General features: G+C 35.5%; 12 protein-coding genes. 4 read left to right on the top strand and 8 right to left on the bottom strand.

The annotated features are described in order from the left end of the window. Positions 1 to 15: 15 nt before the first annotated feature. Together AC5YGG_RS09670 and AC5YGG_RS09665 are read left to right on the top strand one after the other, a co-directional pair. Positions 16 to 621 (top strand): fumarylacetoacetate hydrolase family protein, encoded by a 606-nt coding sequence (locus AC5YGG_RS09670; RefSeq protein ID WP_496144309.1) that lies wholly within the window; start codon positions 16 to 18, stop codon positions 619 to 621. A gap of 59 nt (positions 622 to 680) precedes the next feature. Beyond that, positions 681 to 1,118, top strand: a complete 438-nt coding sequence (locus AC5YGG_RS09665) for a universal stress protein (protein WP_496144308.1) — start codon at positions 681 to 683, stop codon at positions 1,116 to 1,118. An 82-nt stretch (positions 1,119 to 1,200) separates the two neighbouring features. Here AC5YGG_RS09665 and AC5YGG_RS09660 read toward each other — a convergent pair whose 3' ends face one another. Next, on the bottom strand, positions 1,201 to 1,434 hold the full coding sequence (locus AC5YGG_RS09660; protein WP_496144307.1) for a DUF6341 family protein: 234 nt from the start codon (positions 1,432 to 1,434) through the stop codon (positions 1,201 to 1,203). A gap of 42 nt (positions 1,435 to 1,476) precedes the next feature. Here AC5YGG_RS09660 and AC5YGG_RS09655 point away from each other — a divergent pair, with 42 nt between their 5' ends. Next, a complete protein-coding gene (locus AC5YGG_RS09655; RefSeq protein WP_496144306.1) occupies positions 1,477 to 2,382 on the top strand; it encodes a DUF6427 family protein in 906 nt (301 codons plus the stop codon). 6 nt (positions 2,383 to 2,388) lie between these two features. Next, positions 2,389 to 2,973, top strand: coding sequence for a DUF3109 family protein (locus AC5YGG_RS09650; protein ID WP_496144305.1), 585 nt, complete (start codon positions 2,389 to 2,391; stop codon positions 2,971 to 2,973). A gap of 158 nt (positions 2,974 to 3,131) precedes the next feature. On the opposite strand, the gene AC5YGG_RS09645 is transcribed toward AC5YGG_RS09650, so the two are convergent. The 7 genes from AC5YGG_RS09645 to AC5YGG_RS09615 form a co-directional block, all read right to left on the bottom strand. Further along, on the bottom strand, positions 3,132 to 3,818 hold the full coding sequence (locus AC5YGG_RS09645) for a hypothetical protein (RefSeq protein WP_496144304.1): 687 nt from the start codon (positions 3,816 to 3,818) through the stop codon (positions 3,132 to 3,134). Between the two features lie 152 nt (positions 3,819 to 3,970). Next, positions 3,971 to 5,305, bottom strand: coding sequence for a trigger factor (locus tag AC5YGG_RS09640; protein WP_496144303.1), 1,335 nt, complete (start codon positions 5,303 to 5,305; stop codon positions 3,971 to 3,973). A 176-nt stretch (positions 5,306 to 5,481) separates the two neighbouring features. Next, complete coding sequence (locus AC5YGG_RS09635) at positions 5,482 to 6,033, bottom strand: hypothetical protein (RefSeq protein ID WP_496144302.1); 552 nt, start codon at positions 6,031 to 6,033, stop codon at positions 5,482 to 5,484. A 27-nt stretch (positions 6,034 to 6,060) separates the two neighbouring features. Further along, a complete protein-coding gene (locus tag AC5YGG_RS09630; RefSeq protein ID WP_496144301.1) occupies positions 6,061 to 8,445 on the bottom strand; it encodes a TonB-dependent receptor in 2,385 nt (794 codons plus the stop codon). Positions 8,446 to 8,725: 280 nt separating this feature from the next. Continuing rightward, positions 8,726 to 9,079: a hypothetical protein gene (locus tag AC5YGG_RS09625; protein WP_496144300.1), complete on the bottom strand. Its 354-nt coding sequence runs from the start codon at positions 9,077 to 9,079 to the stop codon at positions 8,726 to 8,728. Between the two features lie 336 nt (positions 9,080 to 9,415). Beyond that, positions 9,416 to 11,347 (bottom strand): ABC-F family ATP-binding cassette domain-containing protein, encoded by a 1,932-nt coding sequence (locus AC5YGG_RS09620; RefSeq protein WP_496144299.1) that lies wholly within the window; start codon positions 11,345 to 11,347, stop codon positions 9,416 to 9,418. 160 nt (positions 11,348 to 11,507) lie between these two features. Beyond that, positions 11,508 to 12,860 (bottom strand): phospholipase effector Tle1 domain-containing protein, encoded by a 1,353-nt coding sequence (locus AC5YGG_RS09615; RefSeq protein ID WP_496144298.1) that lies wholly within the window; start codon positions 12,858 to 12,860, stop codon positions 11,508 to 11,510. Between the last annotated feature and the right edge of the window lie 68 nt (positions 12,861 to 12,928).

The following is a 12,928-nucleotide window of genomic DNA, read 5'->3' as shown; positions in this document are numbered from 1 at the left end:
AAAAAATAAAGAATTATGAAAATCATCTGCATAGGAAGAAATTACAGCGAACACGCTAAAGAATTAGGAAACGAAATTCCAGAGAACCCTGTTATTTTCATCAAACCGGATACTGCGGTTTTAAAGGGAAGTGATTTTTATATTCCTGAATTCTCCAATGATATTCATTATGAACTGGAAGTAGTAATAAAAGTATCTAAAGGAGGAAAATATATTCAGAAGGAAACAGCTCACAAACATTATGAAGAGCTTAGTTTAGGAATTGATTTTACAGCAAGAGATCTTCAAAGCGAATTAAAATCAAAAGGACTTCCTTGGGAGCTTTCAAAGGGATTTGATGGTTCTGCTGTGGTAGGAAACTTCTTTAAAAAGGATAAATACAACCTAGATCATCTTTCTTTTTCATTATTAAAAAATAAGGAAAAGGTTCAGGATGGCAATACGAAAGATATGTTGTTCAATATTGATGACATTATTGCGTTCGCCTCTCAGTACTTCACATTAAGGGTAGGCGATCTTATTTATACCGGAACTCCAAAAGGGGTTGGAAAAGTAGAGGAAAATGATGTTCTTGAAGCGTACCTTGAAGACGAAAAAATCCTTGATATACGAATATTATAAGTATTTAACATAAAAGTCTGGCAAATTTTTCATATCTTTAGGTAACAAAATGAAAGGTTATGATAAATATTGTATTACCCGTAGATTTTGGGGACAAAACAGACCAGTTGGTAGACGGTGCCATAAAATTTGCAAAACAACTTAATGGTAGAATTTACCTGATCCACGTTGCGCCATCAGATATCGGCTTTGCTATTGGGGATATGGGATTTCAATATTTTCCGGAAGTGGAAGCGAATGAAATTAGAGAAGAGTTGGTACAGCTTAATAAGATTGAGCAAAGAATCATCAGCCATGATGTGGATTGCGAACATCTTTTAAAGCAAGGACTTGCTAAAGAAACCATCCTCGAATTCGCTAAAGCCAAAAATGCTGATTATATCGTAATGGGATCACATGGTAGAAGCGGAATTTATGATGTATTCGTAGGAAGTCTTACCAAAGGGCTTACGAAAAGCTCACATGTTCCGGTTTTGGTACTTCCAATTCACGACTAAGTAAAAGAAAATTTTAATCGTTAGTAATAAAAAATCCGATCAAATAAATATTTGATCGGATTTTTACTATATAACCAATTAATTAACCTTCTTTTTTGTAGATATTCGGATCGTAGTAAGGATGCTTACCTTCCGTTGGAGAATAATAGTCTTTATCTTTATCACCACCTAAAGTTACTACCAGTACATAGCACCAGTAAGTGAATAGTACACAGCAAACTAAAAATAGAATCCAGTTTAAAACATTACCAAAAGTATCAAAGAACCCGAAACTCGATTTGAAAACTTTGCTTAAGAATAGAAAGAAAGACGTCATTATTTTCCTTTTTTAAATTAACTTTGTACAAATTTATAAAAAATGTTTAAATTACTTTCAAAAGAAAGCAATATTTTTTCAATTCCTGTTTATATTGGTTTTCTTCTTTTAGTAGTAATTATATTTAACATACTGAATTTCAATACTTACGAAGCAATTGTTGCTGGAATTACATTTCTGGGAATTGCTTTGGGATATTTTTGTTTTCACAGTATTGCCCTTAATTATCAGACGCATTTACCATTATTTTTATATACGCTGTTTATTTTTGGGTTATATCCTGGAAATCTGGATATAGGAATTGCCGTTTCACTGCTTACAAATTCCTTTCTTATCCTTCTTCTTACCAGTGCGGATGAAGATATCAGGAAAAAATCGTATGTATTGGTAGGGGCTATTGTGGCGCTGAACTTTATTTTCCTTCCCACAACCTGGCCTATGGCTGTTTTTGTAATTATTCACGTGATTGCTACTTCAGCTAAGATAGGTTTAAATCTTTTCAGGTTTTTATTGGGGATTATTTTGATTGCATTCAGTTATTTCTCTGTCATGTATTTCGTTCAGTTCACTTCGTGGAATATCGATTATTTTCCGTTCGGAAAAATGAAACCGGTAACAGATTATACGGAAATGTTACCTTTAATCCCTGTTGTTCTTATGCTGATCTATGCAGTATATGACCATTTTCAAAATTATAATAAGAAAAGTCCTATCAGCAGATATAAGTATACTTTCCTGCTGGTATTTTCTTTAGCCCAGCTTATTACCATCATTCTTTATATGAATAAAAGCTACGAATATTTGCTTCTCTTAGCATTTCCTTCCAGTATTATTTTAAGCAGAATGATGAGATTTTTACCGAAATATTGGATGCAGGAAGCCAGTTTGTGGCTTATTATTATCAGTTTACTTACCTTTAAGGCGGGTACAGTTTTTGATTTATTTTAAAAAATTATGATTCAGATAGACGATAAATTGATTTCTGAGGAAATCTTTTCCGAAGAATTTGTTTGTAACCTTACCAAGTGTAAGGGTGCATGTTGTGTGGAAGGAGATGTAGGAGCTCCTTTGGATAAAAATGAGCTTGAAATACTGGACGGTATTTTTGATAAAATTAAACCTTATCTTACTCAGGAAGGCATTAAAGCCCTGGAAGAGCAAGGAACATGGACTACCGATCCACACGACGGAATGTATGTAACTCCTATGGTGGAGAACCGCGAATGTGCTTATGTAACCTTTGACGATAAAGGAATTACAAAATGTGGTATTGAAAAAGCTTATGAAGATGGTGCTGTAGACTGGCAGAAACCTATCTCATGCCACCTTTATCCTATTCGTGCCACAGAATACTCATCATTCACAGCTTTGAATTATCATGAGTGGAATGTATGCAGTGATGCCTGTACGCTTGGAAAAGAGCTTCAGGTTCCTGTTTATAAGTTCTTAAAAACACCACTAACGAGAAAGTACGGTGAAGAGTTTTACGCTGTTTTAAGCGAGGTAGCTGAAGAATGGAAGAGAGAGTACGGTTCATAAAGAACCTGAATAAAAAAGTAAAGCCGGAACATTAATTTCCGGCTTTTTTAGTGAAGTAAGAAACTCCTATTAAGCAGCAGCATATAATTTATAGAATTATAATACGGAGATTCTACCTTTTCTCTCCATAGTTTACAGCTTTAGGCTTCCTTACTTAATTATTTAAAATCAGCATCCGAAACTCCGGAATTGATTACAATTTTAGTTGTTTTGATATTTACTTTCTGTCCTCCTCCTTCAGCTTCTACGTCAGACGGAAATTGCATTCCATCCACAGTCATATAGCTTTTTATAATTACTGTTCCTTCTCCTGCAATGGTTTTATATAAAAGCCCGGTAGATGCATCAAAATAGAATTTCCCTTTCCCTGAAGAAAGAACATTATAGTCTTTACCATCCAGTTTTTCCACACTTACATTGTCAAAGCTTGTTCCATCAAACGCTAGTGCATCCACAGGTTTTCCCTTTTTCATTTCAGCAATTTTATCTGCAGGAATATCTATTTTGGTTCCCATCTGATCGAAATATCCTTTCTCACCATCAAAAAGCTGAACCATCTGCTGCCCCATCAAAGACTGCACAGACTTAAATTTATTTCCTAATCTTTTAGTTGACATAGTAATTTCCATTTTCTGAGCACTCATCGTGTTTTCAGTAATCATAGATTTTACACCTTCTAATTTATCTTTACCCCCTAATGCTTTGAAATATTTATCCAATACTTCGTTTGCTGTTAGCTTTGACTTCGCAGTTTCCGTTTTTACAGAAGCGGCATCTTTCTTCTGAGCGGCTGCCGGAACAGAGAAAAGTACGGCACAGAAAAATGGAATGATGATCTTTTTCATATATATAAAGTTTAGGCAGTAAATATAGGAATATTGACGGACATAGCTAAATTATGAATAGTGGATAATGAATAGCTGCAAAATCAAGAGAATTTTGAAATAAAAAAACCGCCAAAAATTGACGGTTTTCAAATATTTATATCTGTATATAATTATTTCTTAAGTTCTTCTAAAAATTCGTCGTGAGAAATTTTAGTTTCTTTTTTGCTAGCTTTTTCAAGAATAACATCTTTTAATTTAGCCATAGCAACTTCAGAAGAGATCTGTCTTACTTGCTCCTGATCTTTCAACATTTCAACAGCATATTTCTGGATTTCCTCATCACCTAAGTGGTGGATTCCGTAGATCGCTAATTGATTTTTCACTAACTGCTCAGCTTGTGCCAATACGTCAGCATAGTCAAGGTTGATTTCGTTATCAGTCATCAATTTACCTTCGATGATCTGGTATCTTAATTGGTTTTTCTCAGCTTCAAGGATTTCTTTAGCCTGATCTTCAGACTGGATGTTCTGGTTAGAGAACATTAACCATTTCACTAAGAAAGTTTCAGGAAGTGATACTTCTTCTTTTTCAGTAACTTGCTCCAATACTTTATTTACAAAGTGAACATCAGCATTTTGTTGGAAATACTCGTCTAATTCAGCTTTTACTTTATCTTTAAGCTCTTCTTCAGACTTAATGTTTCCTTCTCCGTATACTTTGTCGAATAAATCCTGGTTAAGCTCAGCAAGGTTTAATGAATAGAAGTCTTTTACTTTTACTTCTACTTCATTGTGGTGTAGGTGTTCAACTTCTTCTTTGCTGAATCCTAATTCTTTAGCTAATTCTTCATCACCTGCAAGAGTTTCTTTAGTTACTTTTACAGAACCGTCCATTTTCAAAGACTTTACCAATTTGAAAGCTTCTTTGTTTTCAGCTGTAACAGTAACGTTCTTTGGGTGGTGGTGGTGCTCTCCTTCAGCATCTTCTTCTACTACCTGAGAAACTTCTAAAGAGATGTAAGAATCTTTAGTGATTTTATCTTGAGGAACTTGCTCAGCGAAACGCTTCTGCATGTTTTCAATGCTCTTGCTGATTTCTTTGTCAGAAGCTTCTACTTTGTAGTGAGGTGCTTCATATTTAGCTAAATCTATAGTGAATGCAGGCTCATATCCTACTTCGAAAGCAACTGTTACCTGATCAGCGTTGTAATCTAATTCGTTTACTGGCTGAGGAATTGGCTGACCAACTAATCTTAACTTGTTTTCGTTAACATAGTTGTTCAAAGCATCAGAAACCTGTCTGTTGATTTCTTCAAATGCAATTCCTGCTTCATATTGTTTTTTAACCATACTCAAAGGCACTTTCCCTTTTCTGAATCCAGGAACTTGCGCATTTTTAGCATAATTAATCAATTGCTTTTCTACTTTTTCTTTGTAGTCAGATTTCTCCAATGTTACAGTAAGTAATGCACTTACATCATCATGGTTTTGTGCGGTAACCTTCATTATTGATTAAAATTTTAGGTTGCAAAAATATGAATTTTTTATGAAAATCACCCATTTAAAATCAACTAAAACAGCTAAATATTGTTAAATAAAAAAACCACTGAAAAAATCAGTGGTTTACCAAATTTAATATGATGATATGTAGGTCCTTTTCCCGAAAGGACTTTCTTTTTCAATTAATGAAAATCTATAGCGATATCTACATCACTTTCTCCTCCTACAGTGCTTCCAAGCTGGTTATCCGGTGAAGGAGAGTTATCATTCACAGCACTTGCGCCATGTACAAGAACAATCTGAACTTTACCGGCAGCAGCTGTTGCTACCGTCCATTCTGTTTTTAGCCCTAGCTTTTTGCCATCGGTTCTTATTACATCATCAGCTGTTCTTTTTACTTTTACGTCTGCTCCTGTAAATTTATAGGTAACAAAATGCATATCTTTTTCTTCAATAATTTCCTCGGCATCGTGATAATGGTCATCATGCTTAATCTGAAATTTAACATCAACAGCGTAGGTAGCTCCCTGAGTTAAATGCAAATGATCCAAAGTTTGCCCATTAGTAACCATTACTTTCTGTGAGGACCCATCAGCTTTATTCGTTAAAGTTACTACTACCTGTCCTACTTCTTCGTGCTCATGAATATCTTCAGGAATATCATTCCCGTCACGACAAGAAAATAGTAATACAGCTGCAAATAATAAAAGTGATATGTTGAATAATTTTTTCATTTTAATTTAAATTTTAAATAATAAGAGTTAAAAATTGTATTTAAGAGTAACCACAAAGTTTCTTCCCGGTTCCGGCATATAATATCTAAGTCTGTTAAGATATTCCTTGTACTCTTTGTTGAAAATATTGTTGATTCTGAAATTCAGATTCATGTTTTTGAACAGATCTGCTCCGATAGCAGCGTGAAAGATTGAAAATCCGGCAGGAGGTGTGCTGTAATCTATTATTTTAGTTACCCATTCGCCATCTTCTATCAACTGTACCGACTGATCCCTGATTGGGAATCGATTTTGTTTAAAGGAATTTTCATTTTCCAGTCTGATATAGAAATTCGAAGGTTTATTCAGCTTAAATTCCAATGAGTTTCTAAGGCTCATCGGCATCATCAGAATAAGAGGTTCATTATGGGTTAAATCGTCTCCTCTCAATGCACTGAACCCGGTTGTCCATTTCAAATTGTCTGAAATACCAAGCTGCGCGTCGGCATCTATTCCGTACATTCTGGCTTTCACCTGCTGATAGGTCCAAACAGCAAAAGTTCCTCTGCTGGTATTCTGAATTTCCGTAGGCATTTGATTGATAAAGCTATCAGAAAATATCACATACGGATTGGCTTCTATCTGTAGCCCTTTCAAAACATTGAAACGCCCCGTCAATGAAAGATTAGCATTATAAATCTCTTCTTTTTTGATTCTTAGGTCTCCTTTTTCAATGATAGCGGCAGAATGGTGAAGCCCGTCAGCAAATAATTCTGCAGGATTCGGTGTTCTGCTCATTCTTGAAAAATTAAACTTGATATCAAAATCTTTGGAGGGATTATAATTTAAGCCAACATTTGCTGAAAAATTATGATAATCAAAAATAGGACGTGATAAAGTTCTGCTTCCGCTCTCAGCGATATAAAACTGAGGGAAAACATCTGCATATTTATCATTCCATTCCTTAGAATCATAATATTTATAGGAGTCATATCTGCTGAAATCATATCTTACGCCGGCTTCAGCATTCAATTTTGGAGTAAAACGGTATTTAAATACAGAAAAAGCTCCTGCATCATAACGGTAATAATCCGGAATCAAACGTCTGACTTCTGTTGCCGGGTTGGGATAATTATCCTGAAAACCTGCAGAAATTCCGCTTTCAAGGCTCCATTTTGAACGTTCGATAAGATGGGTAAGACTTGCTGAGTGACTAATCAGCCTTAAATCCATAGAAGGAGTATCTTTCAAATTTCCTTTTCTGATGTCATATTCCTTACGTTTGTTCAATTGGAAGCTGTATTGAAAAGTAATTTTCCCGAAATCAGCAAAGCGTTTATAGGCTGAAATTTTTGCAATATGATGTTCTACTTTCTGCTTCGGATATCCGATGTCGTAGCTGAAGTCATCAAGGAAATAAGGTTGTCCAAGATTCATTGCACGATAAATATCCGCCCCGCTTCCAAGGTGAGCTCCTCTATAGATACCAAATTCCTGATTGATTCCGCTGTAAGAAACATCAAAGCCTTGTATAAACCCATGATTTCCGAATGAAAAGTTGAATGAATTCACCTCTGCTCCTGTATTCTGTAGGGTATGGTGTGGAATATAGATATCTCCGAGCTTTTTATAGCTTCCACCTGCTTTTACAAACCATTCATTTTCCCAGGATTTTAATGCATTGGCTGAAATTTCACCTCCTCTTCCGTTAGAAATCCCTGACAATTTAATATTCCCCATCAAAGTATCTTTTTTAGGGGGAATCGCCGGTTCCAGAAGTACAACTCCCGCTACCCCATCGTTTCCATATTTCAGTGCGGACGCTCCTTTGATCACATCAATATGTTCAAAGTCATTGACATCCACATTAGGGGCGTGCTCTGCTCCCCATTCCTGTTCTGCCAGCTTCACACCGTTATTCATGATGGATATACGGCTTCCATACAAACCGTGAATAACAGGTTTGGTAATATTATTCCCTGTTTTCAATACGGCAACCCCAGAAATTTTGGCAAGGATATTTCCGAGGTTTTCTGTGGAATTCCTTTCAATATCCGTTTTATCCAATGTTTTCATCAATACGGAGCCTTTATTTTTATGGCTTCCATGTAAGGTGATGGTTTCAATATCACCTGCATGATGTTCCAGGGTAATACTGATGTGAACATCCTTATCAACTCCTATATTTTCAGTATAATCATTGCAATCAGGATGTTTGGCAATGAGTGTATACTTTCCTGCAGGGATCTTGTTGAAGGAAAAGGTTCCTTTTTTATCTGTTTTCGCTGTAAAGTCCCCGATTTTAACCACTGCATTTTCCAGCATGGTTTTATCATGAAAATCCTGAACGGTTCCCTGTACCGTGTAAGTTTTCTGTGCACTTGTAATTACTGATCCACAAAAGATCAGCAACAGGCAATATATCAATTTCATTGTAAATAGATTGATGGTGTACCCTTTTATTCAAGAATACATTTTTTCGTTAAAATTTATTGAATGGGTTTAGATGTATGATACAAAGTATAATATACCATGTAAAATGTATCAAAAGAATAAGAAGCTAAAAAGTAATATTAGAGTATAAGTAAATGAATACTTATCTATTACAAAATGACAGCTGTTTTTCAACAACTTTAAGCATTAAACTTCAAACTTTGATAAACATGAATCAAACTCTATGTATAAGAGCTTTAAACCCAATAAGAAGTATCGATTAAGAAATTGCGGGCGGTCCGCGAAGCTGAAAGGTGAATTTGGTCTGAGACCAGATTTTCTCCTGAATGGCGATAATTTGCTCAACTTCGTGCGTGTAATGCTCAAAGCTAAGGCTGAACTCTTCAGGAGCCAATGTATGCCCGGTAGCCAAGAAATGACAAGCCAGACAGTCGCCAGCTTTCTCTTTAGGTGTAGCTTTCGTCATTGAATTTTCGACTTTTTTAATATTGAATGTTTTAAAAAAGTCTGCTGATTCGTGATGGTGAAAGCTTTGAGAAAGCAGCGCGAGGAAATACACTCCAAACAATAGCCTGGAGATAAACCTTTTTAAGTTTCTGCTTTCTTTAATCATTTTTCAAAATTAGGAAAATAATTTAATACTTTGTATTAATTTTAGTGAGTGTGTTAATATTATTTAATTAAAATCCCCGTTAAGAACATTTTTTAACGGTAAGAGTCGCAAAGGATGGCGGAAAATCGTTGGATATTTCGTTTGCCGAAACATTTCATTCAGCGATGTACATTACTGACTTTCATTTGCTGAATGTGTTAACGCCTTTGTTAACGAAAAATTTTACATTTAAAAATGTCTTTGCAAGACTCTGTGTTAAGATGTGAATCAGTGATCCAAACCTCAGATAAAAAATTCGGGACCCGTATGCCGAGTCCCGAACTTTAGTATTGTATATTAATCAAGTTGGGTTCCTAAATATTCCCATTCCTGTAGAGCGTTATCAAGCTCTTCTTTAGCTTTATTATATTTTTCTAAAGTTTCATCGGAAGGGTTTTCCTTGGCAAAAGAAGCTTCCATTTCCTCTACTTTCAATTCCAGTTCGGAAATTTTCTCTTCTACTTTCTTGATCTTATTCTGAATGTTTTTCTGCTCCTTAGTAATAATATTGGATGTCTGATTGTTACTAACAACAGGTTTTTCCTCCACTTTCTTAGGCTCTGCTTTCACTTCTTCTTTGTGAAGTTTAGCTTTTTCTGCAGAAATTTCCCTAATGCTTTCTTTTTGTCGGTATTCAAGATATTCATTGATATCTCCAAGGAATTCTTTCATTTTCCCATCACGGAATTCGTAAATTTTATCACAAAGCCCCTGAAGGAATTCTCTGTCGTGAGAAATTACAATTAATGTACCTTCAAAGTTCTGTAATGCCAACTTAATAATTTCCTTAGACTGAATGTCCAAGTGGTTGGTAGGTTCGTCCATAATCAACGTATTAAAAGGACGAAGTAATAGTTTACAAAGAGCCAGACGGTTTCTTTCTCCTCCTGAAAGTACTTTTGTTTTTTTAGAAACGGCATCGCCCTGGAAAAGGAAAGATCCTAATAAATCTCTTACTCTAGGTCTTGTTTCTTCTGTTGCGGCATCTTCTGCTTCTTCCAGAACCGTTTTATTAGGTGTTAAAACCTCTTCCTGATTCTGAGCAAAGTACCCGATGTTTACGTTATGTCCAAGATTCCAGGTTCCTGAATAATCTTTAATATCTCCGGCAAGAATTTTGGCTAAAGTAGTTTTCCCTTGTCCGTTCTGTCCTAAAAGAGCAATTCTGTCTCCTCTCTGAACGATGAAGTCTACATCATCAAAAATCTGCTTTTTCCCGTAAGCTTTTCCTAAATGGTCTGCTTCAAAAATAATTTTCCCGGGAACCATAGATTGTACGAAACGGATATTGAATTTTGAAACGTCTTCGTTATCAACTTCGATACGCTCGATCTTGTCTAATTTTTTAATCAAAGACTGTGCAAAGGATGCTTTGGTAGCACTTGCACGGAACTTATTGATGTTATCTTCCATCTGCTTGATCTCCGCATCCTGATTCTTTTTAGCCTGAATCAGTTTTTCACGGCGATCTTCGCGCATCACAAGATATTTGGTGTAGTTGGCTTTATAGTCGTCAACTTTTTTATTATTGATATCGAATGTTCTGTTACAAACAGCTGTCATGAACTGCTTATCGTGACTTACCAGAACAATAGCTCCCGGATAATCTTTCAGGAAGTTCTCCAGCCAGATGATGGATTCCATATCAAGGTGGTTGGTAGGCTCATCGAGAAGCATAATATCATTCTTTTGAAGAAGTAATTTTGCCAATTCGATTCTCATTCTCCAACCTCCGGAAAATTCATCAGTAATCTTTTGGAAATCATCTGCTTTAAATCCTAACCCGAACAATACTTTTTCCATGTCACCTTCCAGATTGTAGGCATCATGGTTCATTAAAAGGTCATTCAGCTCGGTCATTTTATTAATCAGATCCGTATAAGAATCACTTTCGTAATCGGTTCTGGTTGTCATCTGATGATTAACTTCTTCAAGCTCATTTTTCCAAGCATTGATTTGCTCGAAAGCCTGCATTGTTTCATCCCAAACAGTTCTTCCCTTTACAAAGTCAAGATCCTGCTTCAGGAAACCGATGGTAACGCTTCCCTCAGTCACGACCTCTCCTTCGAAGAAATTAATTTCCCCTGATAACATTTTCAATAAAGTGGATTTTCCCGCTCCATTTTTTCCTACGAGACCTACTTTATCATCCTTTTTAATGGTGAAATTGACATTTTGAAATAAATAATTTCCCGAATGGTGTAATCCTAAACCTTGAACCGAAAGCATTTTTGTAATTAATAATTATAATGAATAATGAATTTTCGGGGCAAAAGTACGGAAAAAGAAATGAATAGCAGAATCTGAGCTCAATGTATGAATGATTAAGGATAGAAAAAGGGCACCGAATCTGATGCCCTCAATAACCTAAATTTAAAACTGAGAAGTACTAACACTCATAATTCACTTCATTTAATTTTTTTTTTACAGGAGTTTTCATGATTGAACGAATCCAAATATCATTATTGGGAACATTGGTTCCATATAAAAAATCTGCCACGAAGCTATCTTCCGGCAAATGGAGCTCTACGGAAAGTCTTGCCCCGCTCTCCTGATCTACCGTAGTACTGCTGGAAACATTCAATCCGATATTTAGAAGTTCTACATTGATCTCGTATTCGGTTCCTTTCAGTAAACCTTTACTGCATAAACCAAAATTTGCTGAAATATGGATATAATCTGCGAGTTGATTATAATTATAGCTTGGCTTTTTATCGTTTGAAATATTTTTTACATAATTTTTTAATTCCTCAGACAATGCTTCAAGAAATGGATGTCTGCTGTAATTTGTTTTAAAAGAATTATTGACATCAAAAACAGGATTTATTGCATTGGTTTCGTCCAGCATTAATTTTCCATATACTTTTGAAAGCTCGTTATATACTTTATCTCTGCAAACATATGCCTGCAAAAAAACTTCTTCTTTTTCAATTTCATATCCTGAAAGTAAAGCATCCCAAATTTTATTTCCTGCCGCGTCTTTTTTCGCATTTCTTATATCCTTCACATAATCTTCAAGATCATCATGGTTTACAAAGTCTGTAGAAATATAAACCGACTGAGGTCCTTCGAGATATCCGCCACCGATGTCAGCATGTGCTCCGGGTACAAAAATTTCTTTCCAAACAGCAGAATGGCTTTCTGATTTCTGATCCTGCATAGCTTTTGAACCTTCAAAAAAGCCTGTCAATGGAAAGAAAAACCTGGATTCGTTTATGGCACAGATATGAAACGCATTTTCCACATGATGGGAAAGACTTAGATCATAGGTGTTGAAAGGTTTGGATTCTACTGTATCGAAAACTCCCAAAAACTTTATCTTTATTTTTTTAGGAAAATAGTAGGATAAAATCTGGTTACACAATGTTCTTGCCAGCATTCCTCCTCTTCCGAAACCATAGAGATAGAAATGATATTCAAAATCTTCATTACCGATAATATTTTCTACAAATTCATGGGCTTTCTGAAGTTTATCATCTGAGGAATATCCGTTTCCATAGGGCGGATTGGCACATGTAGCCATTGCAAAATTGTTATCTTCACTTCCTACGATTGTTCCTATTCCTTCTATATATATTTTTTCGTTTCCGTTAAATGATTGATATAGTTTAAAAATATTGGTAAAAGCTCCGTGGTAACTTTCATTATTATTCAGGGGTTTATCTGAAGAAAGGGCATTGATCCCATTATTTCCCGTACCGTCAAAAAATATTCCGACGGAAATCACTCTGCTGTCATCCATAGTTTTTATTCATTTTTATTACAGGGTTGCCTGCTCATTTATGTTTTTATTCAAAATCCCTATCTGAG

This window comes from Chryseobacterium sp. CS2K3, assembly GCF_059515185.1.
The sequence above is the reverse complement of the archived record's forward strand: the minus strand, read 5'-3'. Positions and strand labels throughout refer to the sequence as shown.

What these genes read in the sequence shown, in the direction of transcription:
- AC5YGG_RS09665 (WP_496144308.1), top strand. Translation starts at nt 681, where the DNA reads ATGATAAATATTGTATTACCCGTAGATTTTGGGGACAAAACAGACCAG.
- AC5YGG_RS09640 (WP_496144303.1), bottom strand. Translation starts at nt 5,305, where the DNA reads ATGAAGGTTACCGCACAAAACCATGATGATGTAAGTGCATTACTTACT.
- AC5YGG_RS09650 (WP_496144305.1), top strand. Translation starts at nt 2,389, where the DNA reads ATGATTCAGATAGACGATAAATTGATTTCTGAGGAAATCTTTTCCGAA.
- AC5YGG_RS09645 (WP_496144304.1), bottom strand. Translation starts at nt 3,818, where the DNA reads ATGAAAAAGATCATCATTCCATTTTTCTGTGCCGTACTTTTCTCTGTT.
- AC5YGG_RS09670 (WP_496144309.1), top strand. Translation starts at nt 16, where the DNA reads ATGAAAATCATCTGCATAGGAAGAAATTACAGCGAACACGCTAAAGAA.
- AC5YGG_RS09615 (WP_496144298.1), bottom strand. Translation starts at nt 12,860, where the DNA reads ATGGATGACAGCAGAGTGATTTCCGTCGGAATATTTTTTGACGGTACG.
- AC5YGG_RS09635 (WP_496144302.1), bottom strand. Translation starts at nt 6,033, where the DNA reads ATGAAAAAATTATTCAACATATCACTTTTATTATTTGCAGCTGTATTA.
- AC5YGG_RS09655 (WP_496144306.1), top strand. Translation starts at nt 1,477, where the DNA reads ATGTTTAAATTACTTTCAAAAGAAAGCAATATTTTTTCAATTCCTGTT.
- AC5YGG_RS09630 (WP_496144301.1), bottom strand. Translation starts at nt 8,445, where the DNA reads ATGAAATTGATATATTGCCTGTTGCTGATCTTTTGTGGATCAGTAATT.
- AC5YGG_RS09625 (WP_496144300.1), bottom strand. Translation starts at nt 9,079, where the DNA reads ATGATTAAAGAAAGCAGAAACTTAAAAAGGTTTATCTCCAGGCTATTG.
- AC5YGG_RS09620 (WP_496144299.1), bottom strand. Translation starts at nt 11,347, where the DNA reads ATGCTTTCGGTTCAAGGTTTAGGATTACACCATTCGGGAAATTATTTA.
- AC5YGG_RS09660 (WP_496144307.1), bottom strand. Translation starts at nt 1,434, where the DNA reads ATGACGTCTTTCTTTCTATTCTTAAGCAAAGTTTTCAAATCGAGTTTC.